Genomic DNA, 21,743 nt, shown 5'->3' with positions numbered 1-21,743 from the left:
GTTGTGCTCCTCAGCTGTAGTTGACGATCAGGGTTGCAGCTGCTGTGAAATAACCCCCAGTGCTGAACGTAGCCCCGGCCGCTTTGGTCGGTACGGCGAATAATGTAGGCTGATTGGTATAACTGAACGCCAGAGCGTTGTTCAGCGTGAGCTGGACATTGCCGTTATAAAATGCGACACCCAGATTGTTGATTGAGGTACGCAGCACCCCACTCCCGCCGCCAAAAGTAGCAGGAGTGCCAGAGAGAGTGATCGTTAGCGCACCGTTTGGCGTTCTGTCACAGGCCAGCGTATAAGGCAACGGCATCCGCCGATAAGTGTAACCATCAATACGTGAACTCAGCACATCCCCGAAATGTACGCTGTTACTGCTCATACTCAGGGTGCAGGTTGCCGGGGGCGCGGGGACTATCAGTTTCCCTCTCAGGGAAACGGTGGCCCACGTCGCCGCTGCCTGCACATTCAGGTGGTTGAAGAGCCCCCCCAACAAGAGAGCGATAAGTGTTATCTGCTTCATCCTATAAGCTCCCATTTAGTTGTAGGTGATGATCAGGGTTGCCCCCGCAGTGAAATCACCGCCGGTGGTTAGCGTGACGCCAGTGGCCTTGATCGGCACTGCGTAAAGTCTTGGCCGGCTGTTGTAGCTAAAATTAAAGTTACTCCCTATATCTAGCCGGGTATTCTCCGTGTAAAACGCAATACCTAAATCGTTGATATCGGTTCTTAGTGCACCGCTACCGCCTGCAAACGTGGCGCCCGCGCCGGATAGGTTCATCGTCACCGCACCGTTCAGGTTGCTGCAGCTTAGGTTATAGAGAACTTCTTTTTTGTAATTGGCGCCATCAATGAGGGTACTCAGGATGTCGCCGAAATTCACTGAAATGGCGTAGTTGTTGTTGATCGTGCAACTCGGGGTTGCATAAATAGTCAACCTAAGCGACAGATAGGCCTGATCGGCGGTGGCTACCTGTGACCAGAACGCCAGTGCCCCCAAGAGTACCCACACCTTATTCTTCCATCTGCCGCCAGTGGCCGATGTCAACACCGGATTATCCTGTTGCATAGTCTCTCTCCTTGTCGGCCAGATAGTGGCGAACATCCTGTTGCCACCGTCAGCCGTTCTTCTCCGGTACCACCTGGCACTGGCTGCCATCACAACGGAAGCTCAGCGTGGGCCGCCCGCCGTAATCATTGACATAGGTCAGCACCGGGCTATTGCCCAATGAGGCCAGATTGCCACCCAAAGGCGCACTGCTCTTCGGTGCCAGCATCACCGGCTCAAACCCAGCGACACTGACCCCATCCTTGCGATTTGAGGCATCTACCACAGTGATGTAATAAGGTGTTGGGTTGTTGGCCACGTAGCGGTCACCCTGCTTGGTCAGCGTCAGTTGCTCCTGCCACGGCGTTGCCATCTCTGTCGTTGTTTTGATCAGCGCTTTGGGCCGATAGAACAGCTTGACCCGCGTCTGCAAGGCGATCTGTAAGGTGTTCGCTTTTCCGCTCTTTGGCGGAATTTCGCGCAGGTTAAAGTAAAACAACGTCTCCCGATCCTGCGGTAACGTAGCTGCAGCCGGTAAAGTCTGTACCTTCACCTGGCTTTTAGCACCCGGTTCAACGCGCTGCACCGGCGGCAGCGCCGTCAGCGGAGAACTCACCTTCTTACCTTGCTCATCCTCCAACCACGCCTGGGCAAGGTAGGGCAGTTGCTTGTTGTCATTGCTGATGTTCAGACTGACGGACTGCTTATCCCCCTCAAACACCACTCGGGTACGATCTAACGCAATCGCCGCCTGCGCTGTCGAAGTGGCTAGGGCATACAGCACCACGCCAGACAGCCCGATACTTTTCATCTTCACTCTTTTCATCTTGTGTCTCATTATTCGCTTTTCTCTGGATTGTTTCGCCTTGCGGCTAAATCGTTAGGTGCACCGCCGGATAACTCCCTGCAGGGCAGCAGTAGATCTGTCGGGTCAAGGGCAGAAGGGAGTACCGACGGTAGCGTCAGCTCGCACTGCGCACGATCGTCCCAATGCACCGTCATCTGCTCACCACGCTCAATACCGCTGAGGTAAACCTGGCCCCCATCATTAACAATGCCCACCTCGCGCAGCTTATGATTGATGACCTGCGCGCCAAACGGCGGCATGCGTCCATCGGCCAGGCGTATCACCGCCATCGCCTTTTCACCAGCGACCACATCAAATTTACGGTAGCCAATTGCCCCTTCCGTCAACGTCGCCATGACCACCGACGTCGAGGCTTCCGCATTCTCGGGGAGCTGATCAAGGTCGATGTTCACCTGGTTGCGGTAGTAGTTGTTGATATCGGCTACTACCGCTTTGCCATAACGGTTACTCTTCAGCGCTGCACCATAGCCGCGGATCGGAATACCCGGGACGCCATCGGTGTCAACCAGCAAGCGGGTCCCCCCCGGCATGGAGACGCGGTGCGCGGCGGCCCCATCGCGGGTGGCGGTAATCCCCCCTTGTACCCCGAGCCCTACTGAGGTATAGCTACCCGGCTGGCTTCCCGCCGTGGCGTTGATCTGCGCCCAGTCCGCATCATGGCGGAAATAGCCGTTGACCAGCCCGCCTTTACGATTCCAACCGCTGCTCACCTGGTAGTTGCTGCGATCGTTGATCTTGTCCGCATAGGTCACCCGGTGGGTATTGTCCCGCCGGTCCAGCGTGCCGCTGTAACTGATAGAGCCCGCGTTCCCCCACGGCATGGAAAGCGACAGGTACAGGCCGTCGTCCGGTTTGCCGTTAAGCTGGTTGCGATAGCCCGTTAGCGACAGGCTGATATTTTTTAACTGCCCAAGGTCAAAGTAACGTGTTAGCGACAGCCCCAAGTAGTCACTTGAACCGCGATCCCAGTAGGTATCGTGGTTGTAACTCAGGGAGGCACTGACGCCGAGCTGAGCAAACTGCTGGTTATAGGCGACGGAATAACGCTCTTTGCCGCTCTGCTCGCGCTCTCCACGGTTGCGTAACGTCAAATAGTCATTCATATTCATAAAGTTACGCTCTGAGAAGCGATAGGCGGCAAAAGAGAGCTGGCCGTTAATCTCGTCAAAGCGTTTCGCGTAGTTGAGCCGGAATGAGTTACCCGCCAGCACGATCTGGCCGGGTAAATCCGCCCTGGAGCGTGTGATATCAAAAGAGAGTGCGCCGAGTGCCATCAGATCACTCCCGATGCCCATCGCCAGGGCGTTGTACTCTTCACCGCCAATCAGGCCGCCGTACAGAGACCAGCCATTAGTAACCCCCCAGGAAAACTCTCCGCCAGCAAAGGCTGGCCCCTCAGTATGATGCCGCAGGTCAGTCGGCCGCCCGGCAGAAAGGCGATAACGCACTCGGCCAGGGCGCGTTAGGTAAGGGATATTGGCGGTACTGACGGTGAAGCTCTGAACACTGCCGTCTTGCTCTTCCACCTTCACGTCCAGTTGCCCGGTCACTGCGTTATTCAGGTCCTCGATGCGGAATGGCCCCGGCGCGACCAGGGTTTCCTTCAGCACTCGGCCCTGCTGGCTGACCACCACCCGCGCGTTGGTACGCGCCACGCCGCTCACTTCAGGGGCATAGCCACGCAGGTTTGGCGGCAGCATAGCGTCGTCGGTGGCCAGATTCACCCCGGCAAAACGGAAACTGTCAAAAATGCTGGAGTTCAGAAAATCCTCACCCAGCGTCAGTTTCGCCCCCAGATTAGGCAATGCCCGGTAAGCGGTATATTGGGTCCAGTCAAAGTTCTGAGTGGTGGGCTCGCCCGATCCGGTCTGGTGGTTGATGGCCGACTGCCAACTGGCACGCAAACGCCAGGAACCGGCATTAGCTCCCACGACACCGCTGCCATTCAGGCTATAGCCTTTCTGAACCTGATTATCATTAGTCTGGCGCTGTACCTGTCCATTCACGTTGTAATCCAGCAGCAGACCGGGAATACCTTCATCCCAGCGCGATGGCGGATCCCAATCCTCGGCGCTGTACTCGAGGTATGCCTGCGGGACACTGAGATAGAGTGCGCCTGCGCCCAGATCGGCACGCGCAGTCAGGCCCTCTATGCTGCCGAGCACCAGGCATTTCCCCCCTTCAGTCCAGCGAAGTTGATGCAAGGCTTCCGGCTTGAGCCCTAAGGTTTCCACCAGCGTCGGCGGTAAACAGGGCTCGCTATCCTGAGGATCCTGCTCGGAGGGGTGAAAGACGATGGTTTGCTCCGGCAATGCCGTTAATTGGTTGACCCTGACCTCTAGGCGATAATCGCCCGGCATCACATAGCCAGCGCGGGAAAACCGATCCAAGTCGATCTGGGAACGATCCTGTAAGTCGAGAACTTCGTTATTGAATTCAATGGGCTGTGCATAAGCAGCCTGGCCGTTCAGCAGCGCTAGTGCAATCAGTAGCGTTAACAGACGGGGACGCGAAACCCGTGCTTTGGAAGGGGGAGTGATCATTATCCATTGACCTTTATATGTTAACGGCTTGCCCGCCTTGAATATTGACATGAGTGGTCGAAAGGCTGGCCTGCGACAATCAGTAATAATCCAGGTGGTAGCGGACCAGCGCGTGATATACCCCGGTTTGTACCGAAGGCCCCATGGGCTTCAGGCTGGCACGGTAGTGCAATTCGGTTTCGCCTGGCTGCATGGATTGGGGAGGCAGAGGCACTCCCGGTTTTGCCGTATTGCCTGTGCGGTCAGTAAGCATCAACACCACGCCACGGCCCGGTTCTTCGAGCCCAAAATGCCCCCCCTCTTCACGCCCTGAAAAGGTGACTTGAAACAGTTGATGGCTCAAGGCTCGATTGTCGCGGTGGGCGAGCACACAATTGACTAATTTCAGACTGAAAGGTTGTGCTGTGGCAGCACTGTCTTGCATCAGTTGCTCAACGGTCTTTGTTCCCATATTGATTGTCTGGTACTGGCTGGCCGTATCAATATCGCAGGCGGTAGCGACGATCGCGCCACGCATCTCAAACAATGCGCCTGCCTGAGCTTGCAAAGCCTGAAGGCCCCAAGCCAGCAACAACATCACGCCAACTATTTTCCTTGGCATTTCCAGACTCCTGTCATCTCTGAGTGCGCAACATGCTGCATGCGATAATTCGCATGCAGCAGAATCAATTACGCAATACTGGCAATTACTCGTAATAGAGAGCGAAGGTTGCTACTGCAGTGAAGCCACCTTCTGTGATACCAGCTAGAGCGACGCCATCATGACCCTTCAGAGCGCTGGAGAAATGCAGGACGTTATCAGCACCGATCAAATTTTGGAGGCCAGTTGTTGTCGTACCATCCAGTTTGATTTGCTTGTTGGAACCGTCAAACAGTACGATACTGGCCCCTTTGGCGCCACCGGCAATACCCAGCATATCAACAGTAGTACCAGTAGCTCCCCCCAATGCACCTGCGAAAGCCGCCTTAACTTTGTTTTTGGTACCGCTCAAATCGCATTTAATCAGTTTAATATCGAAAGGTTGCTCTGCTGACATGCCACCATTAACCAACGCGGTATTAGCTACGGCACCTAAGTCAACTGTCTGATCCAGGCTCTCTGGCGCGATAGAGCAAGGTGCGTCAATGATGGAACCTTTGAAGTTTACTTTACCGCTCCCTTGATCAGCATTTGCTACAGAGGTCACGCCAAAAGCCAATACTGCCGCCAGTGCAAGTTTAGTTAATTTCATTTCTGCTTTGTCCTTAAAATACGTTAATTAACGAAATATCCTGATAAACGCATCACGAAGTAATAAGAGGACGAAATGTATTTTGCCCTTTTTTATTTCCAACGATTAAGACGATTAAATCAGGCTGCATCCTTTCATTTTAATTTGAAAAGAAGGAATTCCTTTCCTTCCCCTTTTGCACAGAAAGGGGAACCAGAAATCTATCTGGTATTTCTCTCTATTAATTGAAGAAAATGCTTATGGTTTATATTAACCAAAGTAAATCACCGCTATGGGAAGTCATAGCGATTATTTTATCATTTTCCCTGCAATAAATAGAGGTGATGAAAGTAGCCGAAGTAAGCAATAATCCATCATATCTTTCTCCTTGAGTGCGAGATTATTCTGACAAAAAAATTTTTTTAAAAAAAGCCGTTTTTATTGTGTGGTAAATTACGCCATAAAATACTTTACGGACAACCTTGTTGGGGTTATATTCTTTTGTGCCTTATTGTGTGTTGTTTTTTTGGTTTTTTATCCTGATTTTTTGTTTTTTTTAGTGACACTTGGTCGCAAATAAGAATTTTCAAATAAAATAATCCACAGATATATTATTTCAATCAGGGGTTTTTATGTAACCTATTGTTAAATATTGTTTTTTTAATTTCACGTCTTCTTGATGTGATGAACGTGGTGGTCATTAATGTAAATAAAAATATGAAGTTAAATTAAAAAAAACACACGCATATAGGATTTTTCTTGGTGATAAATATAATGCAGGGCATCCTTGGGGGCGGGCATAATCATTCTTGCGTCTTTCAAGTATTGGGCTAAATAGCAGCGTGGGCATTATTTAAGCAATCAACTTTGTGTCTGCTGACACGCGGTGAGGGTGCACCGGCACTCTATCACCCATACCACGGACACTGACGTACTGATTTTGTCTTTAGGCTGGTTTAGATCGCTGCGACTATTTGCTCGCAGAACCACGGCGCATAAACGACACCATCCCGAAGGGGCATTTCCCCAAAGCCTGACCAAGGTAAAGTCAGGTTTGAACAGAGCACTACTCTGTACTTTCTTTTACGCCTTGATATCAGGCTTTTGGGGCTGTGACGGCACTATGGGCAATGAGTAAGGTGCACAATCTAGTTATAAGAAAGCGTAAAAGTCGCCTCAGCGTTTGCCTGGCCTTGCGTGACCTGCCCCATCGACATATAGGCAGCATAGAAGGTCAGGGTCGTGGATTGCGCTGTTGACACACTTTTCCCCGCAGACCAGTTATCCAAGGGGATTAATGTAGTCTTGTCGTTATCATAAATGGCAATGCCCACGTTGGTTGCCCCATCCGGTTGCAGGGCCAGCAGTTGTGTATTTGGGCTGGCCGTACTCCCTGAGAACTTGATTTGCACATCGTTATAATTCTGCGGGCAATTCTCCAGCGTGATCTCAAACGGCTTCAGGTCGGTAATTTTCCCTACCCGGTCCAGAACGTTGGTGCTATACGTCCCTAATGGTACAGTTTGCCCACTCCCCAGCGTCACATCGCAGGACGAAGGGGTTATTTTGCCACTGATATTAAATGTCACATCGGCGGCTTGTGCAGAGGGCACCGCAGAACCCATAAGCAGGATTAGTGTTGTCCAAAAAGCTTTCATGGTGGTTCCCAGAGTTAATGTGTCTAATTTCAAGGCGATCACTGATAAGAAAAAGTGACCGTCGCCGCTGCATTGGCATCACCCGGCGTGACCACTTGCTCGGTGCGAATGTATTTAAACTGCAGCGGTACGGAAACGTGTTGTCCATTACCGGTGGTTTTGTTATTCACCTGAAATTGATTAGGGTTGCCTTTCGATGAACTGTCCAGCCCTAATGGTTTGGCCATGGGTTGGTTGTTGTAAAAGACCTGCACCCCCACGCCACTTGCCGTTGAGTCGGGTGAAAGTTTGATCACGTTGGAGGTGTTTCCCGCGTTCGAGGCATCTGAAATGGTCATCCACGGCGTGACGTCCGAATCACAGCTTAGTTCTACCGTGGAGGAATACTCGCCAAAATTTCCGTTCACCGGCGGTAATTGCCCCAGGTTAAACTCACCCAGCGGGATCGCGACGTTTTTGGCCGTTGTCACCTGGCAGGCCAGCGCCTGTACGTTGATCTGCGATGCGTTAACCGTGATATTTGCACTTTGAGCAAGTGTGGTGGTGTTCCGATAGCACGCAAAGGTCGCAATTTTTTGTGCGGGAAACGTATTCGCGCCAGTAGACAGGTTCCCGGGCAGCTTGACGAAAGCAAACTGCACGTTGGCCCCCAGGCTAGTGGAACCGCCCGTTGAACCCCCTGTAAAAGGATAAACCTGCGTCGTGCTGTTGGTTAATGGCGTCCATAAAGGCGCATTGGTATCGCGTGCACCCATGATCCAGCCAATCCCCGGCATATTGGAAGAGAAAATCGTATACGTAGAGCCGTCAATCGTCGTTGTATAACCGGACGAGGGATTACTCGACGTAATGACGGCTCGGTTGAATACGGTGGTGCTATCACAAAATCTTGGCTGACTCCCGGTGGCGTTCCATCCCCCCGTCAACAAATTAAAATCAGACACGGCGTCAACGGGGTTTTGATAATTGATGGTCGCTGGGCTCAGGGCCAGGTTGGCGCTGTATCCGCTCATCGCGGGTAACACGAATAAAAGGCATAACAATTTTTTTTTCATAGTTTTGTTCTCGTCAATACAGGTCATAGCGTCAGTCTCGATTGACTGCTCACTCGGGGATACAGGTCGCCGTCGTTTGGATCACCGGTACATCTTTATTCTTCGGCAAGGCGAAGTTGGCCACACACCGTTGGTGACTGCGTTCCCCCCATTTGACCAGCAAGCGCCCTTTTTCGGGCAGGCCGTTCAGGTATACTTCGCCGTTGTCACCGACAATACCGGTCACGATCTCCGCCTTGGCGCTGTCCGTGTTGACGAGGGAAACCACCGCCCCAAAGGGGATGTTTTGCCCCTGGGCTACCAACTTAATCAGTGCTCGCCAGCCAATATGCGTTTCAAAATCGGCCCAGACCACTGCGCCACGGGTAGGTACCACAGTGGCGCTGGTGCTCGCCAGATCAACATTGTTACCCAGGCTCTCGACATCAAGCTGGATATTGTTACGCTGGTAAGGCGTCAAATAAGGCACGACGGCATACCCTAAGGCGTTGGTCGTAATGCCTGTGCGGTTTTTGACGGTCACGTTCTCTGCGTCAGGCGCTCTGACGATTGCCACTGTTTCACCCAACGGTTGAGAAAGCGTGACCCCCTCCGGATGCAGCACCATGCCGCCTTGCACCCCGTAGTTGAGCCGCTGTGACTGTGAGTTATAGCTATAGCCGCCATTGACGATACCGTTGTTGCCTCGGTAGGAAAGGGTCAGGTTGCCATTACTCTGCTGATCTCTGTTACCAAGGCTCTGCTGGATACCGTAGTTCAATGTGTTATCCAGCGCATTGCCGCTCAACCCCAGTTGCATGTTAGCTATACCGCGATTATCCGTCCCTATACTGCTGTTGATACGGCTATTGGGTAACCAGGCATCGAACGGGATACTCATATTAAAGGCCAGCAGGTGATTGGCCTTGCCATTGCCTGGCATATCACTGTAGGCGTAGTTCACGCCATAGGTCACCGCGTTCCAGCTTGAATTAAACCCGGCGCTGACGGTTTTTTCCGTTCCTGAGCGGCCCCAAAAATCCTGTTGGTAGCTGTTCAGATAGACAGAGCCGTAACTGCCTAACGTTTGGCTAACATTCGCCTGCAGGCGCGAGCGCTTGTTAATTCTCGTCTGTGCCAGAATGTCGTCATTGGCTTCTGAGAAGTCATAGTACCCTTCCGTCGAGTAACGGTAGCCTGCCAGCGTGACCGAAGTACCGCTGTTCAACAGACTTTTGGCGTATTGGAAACGATAGGACTGTCCACGAGATGTCTCATGGGTAAAATCCGTCTTGGCATCGGTCACGTCAAAAGATAACGCACCGGCGCTGCCCAGGTTCAGTCCGACCCCCAATGCCAGAGCCGAATAGTCTGATGAGAACAACCCCCCCCCATACAGGGTGGTATTCCAGGGAAGACCATAGCTGAGTGTGGGCTGAAAAAACTGTGGCTCTTTGGCATGCCCTGAGTTTTCTCTGTACTTCCCACCGCTCAACGCATACTTCAATTGCCCCTCGCGCTGCATGATGGGCACGGAGGAGAATGGGGTAATGAACGTCTGTACACTGCCATCCATTTCCTCCACGCTCACTTCCAGATTGCCGCTTCCCGAGGTTGGGTAAAGGTCGGTAATCTCAAAGGGCCCGGCAGAGACATAGGTCTGATAAATAACATAGCCGTTTTGCTGCACGGTCACTTTGGCATTGCTTTTTGCAATACCTTTAACCACGGGTGCAAACCCGCGCAGACTGTAGGGCAACATGCTGTCATCCGACGCCAGGCGTACACCGGTAAACGGGAAACTGTCAAAAATCTCACCCGATGAAGCCACTTGCCCAACGGTAAATTGGCTTTTTAAGGTGGCAATGTCGCGTGTTAAAGAGGTACTGATGCTTTGCCAGTGGCGTTCAGTGTCACTCTGGGAATACACCGAATAGTTGCGCAAACGCCAGGCTCCCAGATTGGCGCCACTTTGCAGGCTCAGAAAATTGGCATTCTGGCCGGCGGATCCCTCTTGCCAGGTTTTCGAGCCGCTCAGGCCATAGTTTAGCGTGAAGGCTGGCATACCCTGCTGCCATTGCTCAGGAGATACATACCCTCTGGCGGTGGATTTTATAGCGATTTGCGGTACACCGATCAGCAGCTTTTGTTGTGAAAAGTCGAACTTCACCGTTGCATCAGGAATATAGTGTGTAATCTTATCTATTTTGGCTTCGTCAGCCAGCCCGGCCAACTCTGAGGAGACGTTCGGGTTTACACCCCAGTCCAGCCACTGCTTTTTGGTCAGTTCGGGCGATAATTTACCGTCGTCGGCATTCACAAAATTAATTTCTGCGAGTTCAATAAAATCATTATTGAGATAAACCTCAACGGCGTATTTTCCAGGCATCTGACCACTTTGCTTTGCAAAGACATCTAGGGTGTCAATATCGGCAATCGACTGCATACCTCTTTTGTCCAAAGAGTAGGGGCTGAAGAAATCTTCTGCCTTGGCTTCTTTGATAAACTCGGCAGCCAATAGTGACGTTAATATTAAAAGTGCCACCGGAGAATAAGAGAATCGCTTGACATTTAGCCGCGAAGAAACAGATTTTCCGCTAGTCATTTTGTTCGTTTTCATAATGCGTATTTATTCTTGGGTTAAACAGATTTCAATGCGAATGCAAAGCGAGCTTAAGTCATTAAGAAAAGCATTAGCGATAATGTTTTCTTAAAGGGCTTGGGTTTCTGCTGATGTTCTACCGCCATAGTCATTAATGGCTGACCAAGTGACTTTTAATGTTGATGATGATTTTGCAGGCAGATCCCAAGATGCCTCACTCAGGGGGGCAATCATGCCGGGGGTTGCTATCTCAACACCGTTAGCCTTTAATTCACCGATGGAAATAAAATAAGGCGTAGGGTTTTTGGCCACGAGTTTATCGCCTGCGCGCGTGAAAGTGACTGCTTTATAGGCAACAGCAGCGTCTTTATCATTTAAGCTACTAGGGCGATAGAAAATTTTGATGCGGCTGTTGACTGAAATATGCAATTCATTCTTCGCATTGGGATCTGATGTTGGTATTGCCTTTATATTTAGCCAATAGACAGACTCTTTATCTTCAGGCATATCTCCTGATTTTACGATCCGCAACGCGTTCGATGAGTCCGCATTCAAACGAAACAGCGGTGGTGTGACGATAAACGGAGACGTCGATGTTTGTTGCGCATTTTTACCCTCGGGCTCGACCCATGACTGTATCAGATAAGGTTTATCATCCGGATTGCGTAAAGAGATTGAACTCTCTTTTTTGTCTCCTTGATAAATGACACGCGTCCCACCAATAATGACACCGGCGTAACTCTCAAAGGTAAAAAGGACCAACAATAAAGACAATAAAGGTTTACAGTATTTACTTAACATGTCATCAACGCTCTTGATAGTGATGATAAGCCCCACGGGGTGGGGCTGATTATTATAATGACGCGATTATTCGTAGGAGATGTCCATGGTGACATCTGCGTTAGCCGCACCCTGACCGACTGTGGCGCCGGTGGTCATGTAGCTGGCGTAAATCGTGTACTGGCCTGTTTGGGCTGTCAATGGAATAGACAGGCTACGGGTGTTTGGCGTGATAACGTCAGCGCTGTTGGCCGAGCTGTAAAGTGCGATACCGACATTGGTCGCGGTGTCGGCACCGGTTTGCGTAGCGAACAGGGTTGGATTAACCGCGTCTGTTGCGCCATTGAACTGAATGTTCGCTTTGGTCATGTTTGGGCAACCTGACAGGCTGATGGTGATAGGCTTCAGGTCAGTGGTTGCGCCAACGTTATCTTTGAAGTTTGCTGCGTTCCAAGTATCCAATGCAACGCTGACAGAATTAGTTGTATTTGTGGTAGAGCCATTGATGTTGATTTCACAAGGTGCGTCGGTAAATGCACCGGTGAATTGAATGGTGCCATCGGCAGCAAAAGCGGAACCAGCCAGGGCGAATAGAGATGCTGCAATTAAAGTCTTTTTCACGATAAATCCTATTTTAAAACGATGGGTTATATATGCTAAATAATTCAAATTGCATCTGGTTGATAATATTAATAGCCACGGATGAATATCTGTTTTGGCTATTTTAATTACGGTTAATACCGCTGCAAATCGAAATAACTTGGGTATAAGCGTTGGTTTGGATAACGCCAGATAAATTTATCAATATAAGGGTAAACAAGAGTTAAACGTAAAATTAAAACGTTTGATTTTGGTCGTATTTTTTTGAAATTTAATATATAAATCAATTGGTTAATTTTCACGGCATGAGTTAGATACTCAGTTTAATAAAAGGTATTAATAAAAATATTCACCCTGATTTAGGTATGTTGTTTATTATAATGTCATCGTATTCCTACAAGTGTGGGAGTAATTGCTAAGAATAATGCCTGTGTTGGTGTCGATGTTGATTACTTTAATGTCTCCATAATCCTACAGGTGTCGGAATGATATTAATCCTTGTCTTTACTGTGGGCATTTTGCTGTTTTTGTAAAATGAAGAAGGACCCTATACGCCCAATAATTCTATTCGCTTGCAGGCAGAAATCACTGGCTCCCCCTAGGATATAGCCAACAACTAAGCAACTTGACGCAGGAAAGCTATAAAAGCTACATCCCGAAGTTACTCAGGTATGCCGCCCACGATTGCGCGCAAGTTATCACAAATTAGTTAACTCTCCGTGAGGATTTAGCCTAGGTTTTCCGCGTAAGTTGTCATCATCGGTTATTCACTGAGGTAACGATGATGATCAATAGACGGCATTTTATTTTGGGTGGTGGCGCGCTATCTGCCGCTTTCGCGGTGGGGGTGCTACCCACGTTTTTCTCACGGGCTGCCAGTAAGGAGCAGTTTGAAATCAGCTATAGCGATGAGCAGTGGCATCAGCGGCTGAGCCCGGCGCAGTATGAGGTGTTGCGTGAGGAGGGCACTGAACCGCCTTACAGCAGCCCACTCAACGACGAACACCGCAACGGGGTATTCTCTTGCGCAGGCTGTAATCTGCCGCTTTTTTCCTCCCAGACCAAATTTGACAGCCGCACCGGCTGGCCAAGTTTTTATCAACCGCTGGCACAGGCCGTGGCGACGCGTAAAGACGCCTCATTTGGCATGATTCGCGACGAAGTCCATTGTCGGCGCTGCGGTGGCCACCTGGGGCATGTGTTTGACGATGGGCCGCCACCAACCGGGTTACGTTACTGCATGAACGGTTTGGCGATGAACTTTACGCCGCAATCGGCATAGCCACTCACATAAGCGAGAAATCAGATGAAAAGTAGAAGCAGATTCGTTGTATTGCTGCGTTCTTACGGGGGATGGGGAGCGTTGCTGCTGGCGATGATGCTGGGTTTTCAGAGCCTGGCGGGCGCGTTTGGTAATGTTGAAACGGCAGTGGTGATTCCCGCACCGCTCAAGGATGAAGCACCATCCATGTCACACAGTGAAACCGCGATCTTTGCCGGTGGCTGCTTCTGGGGCGTACAGGGCGTTTTCCAGCACGTTAAAGGCGTGACCAACGCCGTGTCGGGCTATGCTGGCGGCACGGCGCAAACTGCCAATTACGATGCCGTCAGCGGCGGCAATACCGGGCACGCGGAATCGGTGCAGGTCACCTTTGATCCTACACAGGTATCTTATGGTCAACTGCTGCAGATCTATTTCTCAGTGGCTCATAATCCGACTGAGCTCAATCGCCAGGGGCCGGACAGCGGCACACAGTATCGCTCCGCTATTTTCCCACTGACAGAGTCGCAGCAGCAGGTGGCAGAGGCCTATATTGCGCAGTTGGATGCCAGCAAACGCTTTGCCAAACCTTTGGTGACCCGTATTGAAAGCAATGGGCACTTTTATCCGGCCGAGGCTTACCATCAGAATTTTTTAAACGATAATCCTGATTATCCCTATATTGTGATCAACGATTTACCGAAGGTAAAACAGCTGCAACAACTCTTCCCACAACAATATCGTGCGGATCCGGTGCTGGTTAACTGAATCCAGGGGCGTTTCCTCTATACTTGGTGACGACGAGTATCTTGAAGCGCAAGCGAAATGCGGCGATAATCCGCCCGCTGAAACAGACATCGAATCAATCCCTTTCTCGTCGGGCTAACGACGCGGGAGGGATTTTTTTTTGTTACCGCCTGAACGATTGATGACGGGCGAACCGTTGAAATATGAGGATTTACTATGAACACCTTAGGCCATCAGTACGATAACTCTTTAGTGTCCAACGCCTTTGGTTTCCTACGCTTGCCGCTGAACTTTATGCCTTACAGCAGCGACGCAGAGTGGGTCATCACCGGTATTCCATTCGATATGGCCACCTCAGGCCGTGCCGGTGGGCGTCATGGCCCGGCGGCAATCCGCCAGGTATCCACCAATCTGGCCTGGGAAGGCGCACGTTGGCCGTGGGGTTTTGAGCTGCGCGATCGCCTGAACGTCGTCGATTGTGGTGATATTGTGTTCAATTTTGGCGATGCACAGGACATGAGCGACAAATTGCAGGCGCACGCAGAAAAACTGCTGCAAGCCGGTAAGCGTATGCTCTCGTTCGGCGGTGACCACTTCGTCACGTTGCCGCTGCTGCGCGCGCATGCCAAGCATTTCGGCAAGATGGCGCTGGTGCATTTTGATGCGCATACCGACACCTATGCTAACGGCAGCAAGTTTGACCATGGCACCATGTTCTTCCACGCACCGAATGAAGGCCTGATCGATCCGCATCATTCGGTGCAGATCGGGATCCGTACCGAGTTTGACCGTGACAACGGTTTCACCGTGCTGGATGCGGCGCAGGTCAACGATCGCGGCGTGGACGACCTGCTCACTCAGATCAAGCAGATCGTCGGCGATATGCCGGTATACCTGACCTTCGATATCGACTGTCTGGATCCGGCCTTTGCGCCAGGCACCGGCACCCCGGTGATCGGCGGCCTGACCTCCGATCGCGCATTGAAGCTGGTGCGCGGCATGCAGTCGCTGAATATCGTCGGTATGGACGTGGTAGAAGTCGCACCTGCCTACGATCAGTCAGAGATCACCGCGCTGGCTGCTGCGACCTTGGGCCTGGAAATGCTGTATCTGCAAGCGGCTAAAAAGCAGGGATAACATCCGGTGCTATGGCATCGGCAGTGGTTTGCCGTGAAGATAAAATGGAGAAATTGTGCTGACTAAACCCTCTACACGCCTTAATAAATATATCAGCGAGAGCGGCATCTGCTCGCGCCGTGAGGCTGACCGTTATATCGAACAAGGCCAGGTTTTTATCAATGGTAAACGCGTTGGGCTGGGCGATCGGGTGTTTGCTGGCGACGTCGTCAAGGTTAACGGTCAGGTCATCGAACCGCGTAACGAAGACGACCTGATCTTTATTGCGCTCAACAAACCGGTCGGCATTGTCAGCACCACGGAAGATGGCGAAAAAAACAATATTGTCGATTTCGTCAACCACAGCACGCGCATTTTCCCCATCGGGCGGCTGGATAAAGATTCTCAAGGGCTGATTTTCCTCACCAACCACGGCGATCTGGTGAACAAGATCCTGCGGGCGGGTAATGACCATGAGAAAGAGTATCTGGTCACGGTGAACAAACCGGTGACCGACGACTTTATTCGTGGTTTGGGGGCCGGTGTACCAATGCTGGGTACGATGACCAAAAAGTGCAAGGTGAAGAAAGAAGCGCCGTTTGTGTTTCGTATCGTACTGGTGCAGGGGCTTAACCGCCAGATCCGCCGCATGTGTGAGCATTTTGGCTATGAGGTGACCAAGCTGGAACGCACGCGCATCATGAACGTGAGCCTGGCAGGGCTCCCATTGGGGGAATGGCGTGATTTAACCGACGATGAGTTAATCGATTTGTTTAAATTGATCGAAGACTCTTCTTCAGAGGCTAAACCGGCGAAGAAAGCCAAGCCTGCGGTGAAAAAACCGCAGGGTAATGGGGCGAAAAACAGCGATAAGCCCAGCAGCAATTCGGCGGCTCGCAAACGCTTTACCCAGCCAGGGCGTAAAAAGAAAGGGCGCTGATCTGAATTATGGTGCGGATTGCAATGAGCGAAGGGGCTGCCCGTTGCGATTCCGCGCCGTATTAATTTAACCGCTCTTTACTGGTTTCTTTGATAAAGATAAAAGCCAGCAGCGATAGGCTGCAACCGGCAATCACATAGAACGCTGGCGCTGCCGCATTACCGGTGACTTTGATCAGATAAGTGGCAATCGAGAGCGAAAAACCGCCGAAAACACCCACCGCGACACTGTAAACCAAAGAGAGCCCGGTAGTTCTGACATGGCGCGGATATATTTCCGGCAAAATGGTGATCGAAGGGGAGGCACCAATAATATTGATCGTACTCAACACGATCATGATGGCAAACATCAGATGCACGCTGGGGTAGCTGCTCAACAGATAAAAGGCCGGGTAAATTAACAGGGTAATGGCGATCCTGGAACCGGCAATCAGCGGGCGTCTGCCGATCTTATCGGACCACATTCCCGCCAGCGGGCCGCCTATCAGAGTGATTAATCCGCCGATGGCACCGATCAGCATGCTATAACCGGTATCCAGCTTTAAAATACTGATCGCATAGTTGGGCAGATAAAACATAATAATCATATGAGGGATGGTTCCCCCTATGGTTAATAAAATGCCGGACAAGGTCTCTTTATAATAGGTGGTGATCACTTCAATTAACGGGATTTTAGCGGCTTTCGCTGGCGTAGCCTGCAAGGTGTGGGTCGCGGTTTCCTCCAATTTGGAACGGATATATAAACCGATAGGGGCAATAACAACCCCAAGCAGAAAGGGAATACGCCAGCCCCAATCCTGTACGCTTTCAGCGGGCATCACGTTAACCAGGATCACCAGCGTCATGGCGGCAAACAGGTTCCCTGCACCCTGGCTGGACACCTGCCAGCCGCCATAGAATCCCCGATTATGGGGTTTGGCATACTCCACCAGTAACGTGGTTGATGCGCCTAATTCACCGCCAGCAGAAAAGCCCTGCACCAACCTGGCCAGCGTAATGATGATCGGGGCGGCAACGCCAATACTCTGATAAGAGGGCGTGATACCAATCACCATGGTACTGAGGCCCATCAGTAAGAAGGTGAGCGCCATGGCGGGTTTACGCCCTTTTTTATCCGCATAGTGGCCTATTGCCAGCGCCCCGATCGGCCTGGCAAGGTAGCCCATACCAAAGATCATAAACGAGGTCATCATACTGACTAACGGATCTGTCGCCGGGAAATAGGCTTTGGCGATGTAAGTGGCAAAAAAGGCATACAGCACCAGATCAAAAAACTCCAGTCCGTTGCCTAATGTGGTGGCCAGAATTGCTTTTGCCGGGGAAATCTTTTTCTTGGCACTGTCCATCGTGTGTCCTTTCATTTATGTCCTTTAATCAAGACGGCTTTATTTGAGAAATGCCTGTGTCAAAGCGCTCCAATAAGCGATACCCCGCGTAATAATCCCATCGTTAAAATCGTATCCAGGGTTGTGCACCATGCAGCTATTTTCGCCTGCACCGTTGCCCAATAATAAATAACTGCCTGGCCGCTGTTGCAGCATAAAGGCAAAATCTTCACTGCCCATTAATGGCTCGGGGATGTCAATAACCTGATCGCTATGCTGTTCGCCCAGCATATTCAGTGCCACCTGTTTGGCAAACTGCGTCATTTCAGGGTTATTGACTAATACCGGATAGGAACGAACGTAATCAATGCTGACGGTGGCGCCAAAAGCCGCTGCCTGAGCCTTGACCAGCGTTGTTATCCGCTCTTCCAGCACATCCCTTATTGCGGGATCCAAGGCACGCACGCTGAGTTTTAATACCGCCGAATCGGCGATCACATTATTGGCAATGCCGCTTTGAAATGAACCGACCGTAATGACCCCCGGTTCTTGTGCGCCCAAATTACGTGAAACGATGGTTTGTAATGCCATAACGATGCTGGAACCCACTACCACGGCATCAACGGTTCCCTTTGGCATTGCGCCATGGCCCCCTTTGCCATGGATCCTGATGGTGACATTATCGCTGGAGGCCATAAATGCCCCTTCGCCGAAGACAAACTGCCCTTCAGGGAACCCTGGCATGTTATGCATGGCAAAAATGGCATCGCAGGGGAATTGTTCAAATAGCCCATCGTCCATCATCTTTTGCGCACCTGCCAGACCTTCCTCGGCGGGCTGGAAAATGAGGTTTAAAGTGCCATTGAAGGAGGGATGATCGGCCAGATAATGTGCGGCACCGAGTAACATGGCGGTGTGACCATCATGTCCGCAGGCGTGCATAATGCCGTGGTGCACGCTGCTATAAGGTAACCCGGTATTTTCGACAATCGGCAGTGCGTCCATGTCGGCGCGGATCCCGATCGCACGCTGGCTGTCGCCCTTTTTCAGCGTGCCGACGACGCCGGTGACACCCAGCCCGCGCGTGACCTGATACCCCCAGGCCGCCAGTTTTTCTGCCACCAGATCGGCGGTTTGCTGCTCCTTATAACCCAATTCGGGGTGCTGATGAATGTGCTGGCGAAGAGCCTGGCTTTCTGCGGCATACTCTTTGAAGATATCCAGATTTATTGCATTAAACGTCATACTGATAGCCTCTTGATGCGGGATCAACGCGGAGCTTCCAAGTCTCTTGCGCAGCAATGCCCTCGGCTGCCTATAAAGTCCATGGAGCTTATAAATTTGCTCTGAATTGAATATACATTTCTCACTGCTCATTTTTCATGCCAGTACATGCTTTCGTGATCCGCTCCGCATTTGCAACTTTTAAACAACCAATTATTAACATTTGTCCTCCTGCTGACTTGACGAGAAATTCACCAGACCTATATTGAGCGTATTAAATAAGAAACTGAGTTTCATATATGAAACAATCAGATAGGAGACAAGAAGCAATGAGCTGGAAGAACGTGTGTGAAGTGTCTCAGGTGAAAGAGGATTTTCCTTTCTCCGCCAATGTGGAAGGGAAAGAGGTCGGCGTTTATTTGGTAGATGGTCAATATTACGCGCTGGAAGACGTCTGCCCACACGCCTATGCCTTGCTCAGCCAGGGATTTGTTGATGACGGCAAGGTGGAGTGCCCGTTGCACGAAGCCGTGTTCGATGTGCGCACTGGTCAGTGCCTGCGCGAACCGGGTGGCCGCGATCTGCAAATCTATCCCACCCGGGTGGTGGATAACCAAATCCAAATCACCTTTATTGCGGAGGAATAAGCATGCAGCACATTACCGACATCAATCCTTGGTTGCCGGACACTCAACAGGTGATCCCGGCGCGCGAGGGCGGCAATGGCCAGATCCATCAACCAGGTCAATACCGGAACGTTATCTGGCAAACCCGTGCGCGGGTGCCGGACGGGTTTGAAACTGCGCTGGTAGCAGCATTGGAAGAAATCTTTGAGCAGGGCGCAGAAGAACTGGATCAGGTCATCAGTGCCTTGAACCAGCGCCGCCTGTTTGATCGCAGCGGCCAGGCTTGGAATGAAGCCACATTCCGCGAATTCCTTCACGTTAACGGTTTCTGAGCCGCACAGGGAGAAGAGCATGACAGCAACTACAGCCTCCTCTGCACAAACATTGCAGAACTATCTTGACCAGGGATTGCGCGGCATGTGGTACCCGGTGTTGGCCAGTTGGGAAGTGGGCAACAACCCGGTAGGCATCACCCGCCTTGAACAACAGATCGTGCTGTGGCGCGATAAAGACGGGGCGATCCATGCGCTGGAAGACCGCTGCCCGCATCGCGGTGCGCGCCTTTCCATGGGCTGGAACCTGGGTGATCGCATTGCCTGCTGGTATCACGGTGTGGAAGTGGGCGGTGATGGCGAGGTAAAGGACGTTCCGGCGGTGGACCGCTGCCCGCTGGTAGGGCAAAAATGCCTGCGCTCGTACCCGGCTAAAGAAGCCTACGGTGCCGTATTCCTCTATTTCGGCATTACTGCCGATGAAGAACCTGCTGAACTGACCTTCCCGAAAGAACTGGCGGACGAAGCCAGCTACAGCAACTTCCTGTGTACCGCCAGTTGGAACTGTAACTATCAATATGCGTTGGAAAACGTGATGGATCCGATGCATGGCACCTATCTGCACTCTTCATCGCACTCGATGGCGGAGGGGGATCGCAAGGCCGATATGGCGCTGGAAGCTACCGACAGTGGTTTCATCTTCAAAAAGAACGGCCAGATCGGCGTGAACTTCGACTGGGTTGAGTTTGGCAGCAGCGGTGCCTACTGGATGCGCCTGTCGATCCCGTATAAAAAACGCTTCGGGCCAGGTGGCCACTTCTGGATCATCGGCATGGTGGTGCCGGAAGATAAAGATCATTGCCGTGTGTTCTTCTGGCGTATTCGCCAGGTGAAAGACTGGCAGCGCGACATGTGGCGCTTTATGTATCGCAACCGTTTGGAACAGCTGCACTGGGACGTGCTGGAGCAGGATCGCATCGTGCTGGAAAACATGGCACCGAACGCGCGCGGGCAGGAATACCTCTATCAGCATGACGTTGGCCTTTCACGCCTGCGCCGCATGATGCAGAAAGAAGCGCAGAAACAGCTGGCAATGCTCAGTGAGTTGGAGGCAGCACAGTGAATGGCTTGCTGGTGGGGAAACGCATTGTGGTGACCGGCGCGGCACGCGGCCTGGGGCGCAGCTTTGCGGCGGCGATCGCCCAGGCGGGGGCCAGCGTGGTGATGTGCGATATTCTGGCGCAAGAGCTGCAGGATAGCGCAGCCAGCCTGCGTGAGCAGGGGGCGCAGGTGGAAACACAGGTGATCGATCTGGCGTCGCCGCAGTCGATCACCGAGGCGTTCCGCAACGTTGCTCGCGGCGGGGCGATCGACGGCCTGGTGAACAACGCGGCGTTGGCGACCGGGGTCGGTGGCAAAACCATGATGGAATACGACATCGACCTGTGGGACAAAGTGATGCAGGTCAACGTGCGCGGAACCTGGTTGGTGAGCCAGGCGGCGGTGCCGCTGCTGGCACAAACCCCACACGCCAAGATCGTCAATATTGCTTCGGATACCGCACTGTGGGGCGCACCACGGCTGATGGCCTATGTGGCGAGCAAAGGGGCGATCATCTCGATGACCCGTTCTATGGCGCGCGAACTGGGGCCGCAGGGCATCTGCGTCAACGCCATTGCGCCGGGCCTGACGCGCGTCGAAGCCACTGAATATGTGCCAGCCGAGCGCCACCAGTTGTATGAACAAGGGCGGGCGTTGGCGGGGGCGCAGCATCCCGACGACGTCACCGGCAGCGTGCTGTACCTGCTGTCGCCGCTGGCGAACTTCGTGACGGGGCAGCTACTGCCGGTCAACGGTGGTTTCGTGTTTAACTGATTGCTCGATCGATACCAAGG

At 51.9% G+C, this 21,743-nt stretch carries 21 protein-coding genes; 8 read left to right on the top strand and 13 right to left on the bottom strand.

From position 1 onward, the window contains the following. Positions 1-10: 10 nt before the first annotated feature. The 11 genes from BMI79_RS17430 to BMI79_RS17380 form a co-directional block, all read right to left on the bottom strand. A complete protein-coding gene (locus tag BMI79_RS17430; RefSeq protein ID WP_076943369.1) occupies positions 11-517 on the bottom strand; it encodes a fimbrial protein in 507 nt (168 codons plus the stop codon). A 15-nt stretch (positions 518-532) separates the two neighbouring features. Further along, entirely contained in the window at positions 533-1,063 is a 531-nt protein-coding gene (locus tag BMI79_RS17425) for a fimbrial protein (protein ID WP_158069127.1), read from the bottom strand. A gap of 49 nt (positions 1,064-1,112) precedes the next feature. Next, positions 1,113-1,853, bottom strand: a complete 741-nt coding sequence (locus BMI79_RS17420) for a fimbria/pilus periplasmic chaperone (RefSeq protein WP_244157357.1) — start codon at positions 1,851-1,853, stop codon at positions 1,113-1,115. Positions 1,854-1,879: 26 nt separating this feature from the next. After that, complete coding sequence (locus BMI79_RS17415) at positions 1,880-4,453, bottom strand: outer membrane usher protein (protein WP_076943367.1); 2,574 nt, start codon at positions 4,451-4,453, stop codon at positions 1,880-1,882. 79 nt (positions 4,454-4,532) lie between these two features. Then, on the bottom strand, positions 4,533-5,054 hold the full coding sequence (locus BMI79_RS17410; RefSeq protein WP_125828833.1) for a fimbrial protein: 522 nt from the start codon (positions 5,052-5,054) through the stop codon (positions 4,533-4,535). Between the two features lie 85 nt (positions 5,055-5,139). Continuing rightward, a complete protein-coding gene (locus tag BMI79_RS17405) occupies positions 5,140-5,685 on the bottom strand; it encodes a fimbrial protein (RefSeq protein WP_076943365.1) in 546 nt (181 codons plus the stop codon). 1,127 nt (positions 5,686-6,812) lie between these two features. Further along, complete coding sequence (locus BMI79_RS17400; RefSeq protein ID WP_076943364.1) at positions 6,813-7,322, bottom strand: fimbrial protein; 510 nt, start codon at positions 7,320-7,322, stop codon at positions 6,813-6,815. Between the two features lie 38 nt (positions 7,323-7,360). Continuing rightward, entirely contained in the window at positions 7,361-8,377 is a 1,017-nt protein-coding gene (locus BMI79_RS17395) for a fimbrial protein (RefSeq protein ID WP_158069126.1), read from the bottom strand. A 49-nt stretch (positions 8,378-8,426) separates the two neighbouring features. Then, entirely contained in the window at positions 8,427-10,961 is a 2,535-nt protein-coding gene (locus BMI79_RS17390) for a fimbria/pilus outer membrane usher protein (protein ID WP_076943475.1), read from the bottom strand. A gap of 105 nt (positions 10,962-11,066) precedes the next feature. Further along, positions 11,067-11,759, bottom strand: a complete 693-nt coding sequence (locus BMI79_RS17385) for a fimbrial biogenesis chaperone (protein WP_076943362.1) — start codon at positions 11,757-11,759, stop codon at positions 11,067-11,069. A gap of 66 nt (positions 11,760-11,825) precedes the next feature. After that, on the bottom strand, positions 11,826-12,359 hold the full coding sequence (locus BMI79_RS17380; RefSeq protein ID WP_158069125.1) for a fimbrial protein: 534 nt from the start codon (positions 12,357-12,359) through the stop codon (positions 11,826-11,828). A gap of 760 nt (positions 12,360-13,119) precedes the next feature. Between BMI79_RS17380 and msrB the strand changes: the two genes are divergently transcribed. The 4 genes from msrB to rluF all read left to right on the top strand — a co-directional run bounded on the left by msrB (position 13,120) and on the right by rluF (position 16,402). Then, entirely contained in the window at positions 13,120-13,620 is a 501-nt protein-coding gene (gene msrB / locus BMI79_RS17375) for a peptide-methionine (R)-S-oxide reductase MsrB (RefSeq protein WP_241680004.1), read from the top strand. Positions 13,621-13,644: 24 nt separating this feature from the next. Beyond that, positions 13,645-14,367, top strand: a complete 723-nt coding sequence (gene msrA, locus BMI79_RS17370; protein ID WP_076943360.1) for a peptide-methionine (S)-S-oxide reductase MsrA — start codon at positions 13,645-13,647, stop codon at positions 14,365-14,367. A 195-nt stretch (positions 14,368-14,562) separates the two neighbouring features. After that, complete coding sequence (gene speB, locus BMI79_RS17365; RefSeq protein WP_076943359.1) at positions 14,563-15,483, top strand: agmatinase; 921 nt, start codon at positions 14,563-14,565, stop codon at positions 15,481-15,483. A gap of 55 nt (positions 15,484-15,538) precedes the next feature. Then, a complete protein-coding gene (gene rluF, locus BMI79_RS17360; RefSeq protein WP_076943358.1) occupies positions 15,539-16,402 on the top strand; it encodes a 23S rRNA pseudouridine(2604) synthase RluF in 864 nt (287 codons plus the stop codon). Positions 16,403-16,463: 61 nt separating this feature from the next. Here the strand turns inward: rluF and BMI79_RS17355 are convergent, their stop codons facing one another. Both BMI79_RS17355 and BMI79_RS17350 read right to left on the bottom strand, forming a co-directional pair. Next, positions 16,464-17,762, bottom strand: a complete 1,299-nt coding sequence (locus tag BMI79_RS17355; RefSeq protein ID WP_083704471.1) for an MFS transporter — start codon at positions 17,760-17,762, stop codon at positions 16,464-16,466. Positions 17,763-17,786: 24 nt separating this feature from the next. Further along, a complete protein-coding gene (locus BMI79_RS17350) occupies positions 17,787-18,971 on the bottom strand; it encodes a M20 aminoacylase family protein (RefSeq protein ID WP_076943473.1) in 1,185 nt (394 codons plus the stop codon). 308 nt (positions 18,972-19,279) lie between these two features. Here BMI79_RS17350 and BMI79_RS17345 point away from each other — a divergent pair, with 308 nt between their 5' ends. Genes BMI79_RS17345 through BMI79_RS17330 form a run of 4 tightly spaced genes read left to right on the top strand, consistent with a single transcriptional unit; the run spans position 19,280 to position 21,723 of the window. Next, on the top strand, positions 19,280-19,597 hold the full coding sequence (locus BMI79_RS17345; RefSeq protein ID WP_076943356.1) for a non-heme iron oxygenase ferredoxin subunit: 318 nt from the start codon (positions 19,280-19,282) through the stop codon (positions 19,595-19,597). Between the two features lie 2 nt (positions 19,598-19,599). Further along, complete coding sequence (locus tag BMI79_RS17340) at positions 19,600-19,908, top strand: recombinase-like helix-turn-helix domain-containing protein (protein ID WP_076943355.1); 309 nt, start codon at positions 19,600-19,602, stop codon at positions 19,906-19,908. A 19-nt stretch (positions 19,909-19,927) separates the two neighbouring features. Further along, positions 19,928-20,971: an aromatic ring-hydroxylating oxygenase subunit alpha gene (locus tag BMI79_RS17335; protein WP_076943354.1), complete on the top strand. Its 1,044-nt coding sequence runs from the start codon at positions 19,928-19,930 to the stop codon at positions 20,969-20,971. Then, on the top strand, positions 20,968-21,723 hold the full coding sequence (locus BMI79_RS17330; protein WP_076943353.1) for an SDR family oxidoreductase: 756 nt from the start codon (positions 20,968-20,970) through the stop codon (positions 21,721-21,723). The genes BMI79_RS17335 and BMI79_RS17330 overlap by 4 nt, the downstream gene beginning before the upstream one ends. Positions 21,724-21,743: the final 20 nt, after the last annotated feature.

The organism is Serratia oryzae (assembly GCF_001976145.1).
Lineage (GTDB): Bacteria > Pseudomonadota > Gammaproteobacteria > Enterobacterales > Enterobacteriaceae > Chania > Chania oryzae.
This window is presented reverse-complemented; position numbering and strand designations above follow the sequence as displayed.

What these genes read in the sequence shown, in the direction of transcription:
- msrB (WP_241680004.1), top strand. Translation starts at nt 13,120, where the DNA reads ATGATGATCAATAGACGGCATTTTATTTTGGGTGGTGGCGCGCTATCT.
- BMI79_RS17385 (WP_076943362.1), bottom strand. Translation starts at nt 11,759, where the DNA reads ATGTTAAGTAAATACTGTAAACCTTTATTGTCTTTATTGTTGGTCCTT.
- BMI79_RS17425 (WP_158069127.1), bottom strand. Translation starts at nt 1,063, where the DNA reads ATGCAACAGGATAATCCGGTGTTGACATCGGCCACTGGCGGCAGATGG.
- BMI79_RS17350 (WP_076943473.1), bottom strand. Translation starts at nt 18,971, where the DNA reads ATGACGTTTAATGCAATAAATCTGGATATCTTCAAAGAGTATGCCGCA.
- msrA (WP_076943360.1), top strand. Translation starts at nt 13,645, where the DNA reads ATGAAAAGTAGAAGCAGATTCGTTGTATTGCTGCGTTCTTACGGGGGA.
- BMI79_RS17430 (WP_076943369.1), bottom strand. Translation starts at nt 517, where the DNA reads ATGAAGCAGATAACACTTATCGCTCTCTTGTTGGGGGGGCTCTTCAAC.
- speB (WP_076943359.1), top strand. Translation starts at nt 14,563, where the DNA reads ATGAACACCTTAGGCCATCAGTACGATAACTCTTTAGTGTCCAACGCC.
- BMI79_RS17340 (WP_076943355.1), top strand. Translation starts at nt 19,600, where the DNA reads ATGCAGCACATTACCGACATCAATCCTTGGTTGCCGGACACTCAACAG.
- BMI79_RS17355 (WP_083704471.1), bottom strand. Translation starts at nt 17,762, where the DNA reads ATGAAAGGACACACGATGGACAGTGCCAAGAAAAAGATTTCCCCGGCA.
- BMI79_RS17405 (WP_076943365.1), bottom strand. Translation starts at nt 5,685, where the DNA reads ATGAAATTAACTAAACTTGCACTGGCGGCAGTATTGGCTTTTGGCGTG.
- BMI79_RS17400 (WP_076943364.1), bottom strand. Translation starts at nt 7,322, where the DNA reads ATGAAAGCTTTTTGGACAACACTAATCCTGCTTATGGGTTCTGCGGTG.
- BMI79_RS17415 (WP_076943367.1), bottom strand. Translation starts at nt 4,453, where the DNA reads ATGATCACTCCCCCTTCCAAAGCACGGGTTTCGCGTCCCCGTCTGTTA.
- BMI79_RS17345 (WP_076943356.1), top strand. Translation starts at nt 19,280, where the DNA reads ATGAGCTGGAAGAACGTGTGTGAAGTGTCTCAGGTGAAAGAGGATTTT.
- BMI79_RS17390 (WP_076943475.1), bottom strand. Translation starts at nt 10,961, where the DNA reads ATGACTAGCGGAAAATCTGTTTCTTCGCGGCTAAATGTCAAGCGATTC.
- BMI79_RS17420 (WP_244157357.1), bottom strand. Translation starts at nt 1,853, where the DNA reads ATGAAAAGTATCGGGCTGTCTGGCGTGGTGCTGTATGCCCTAGCCACT.
- BMI79_RS17335 (WP_076943354.1), top strand. Translation starts at nt 19,928, where the DNA reads ATGACAGCAACTACAGCCTCCTCTGCACAAACATTGCAGAACTATCTT.
- BMI79_RS17395 (WP_158069126.1), bottom strand. Translation starts at nt 8,377, where the DNA reads ATGAAAAAAAAATTGTTATGCCTTTTATTCGTGTTACCCGCGATGAGC.
- BMI79_RS17410 (WP_125828833.1), bottom strand. Translation starts at nt 5,054, where the DNA reads ATGCCAAGGAAAATAGTTGGCGTGATGTTGTTGCTGGCTTGGGGCCTT.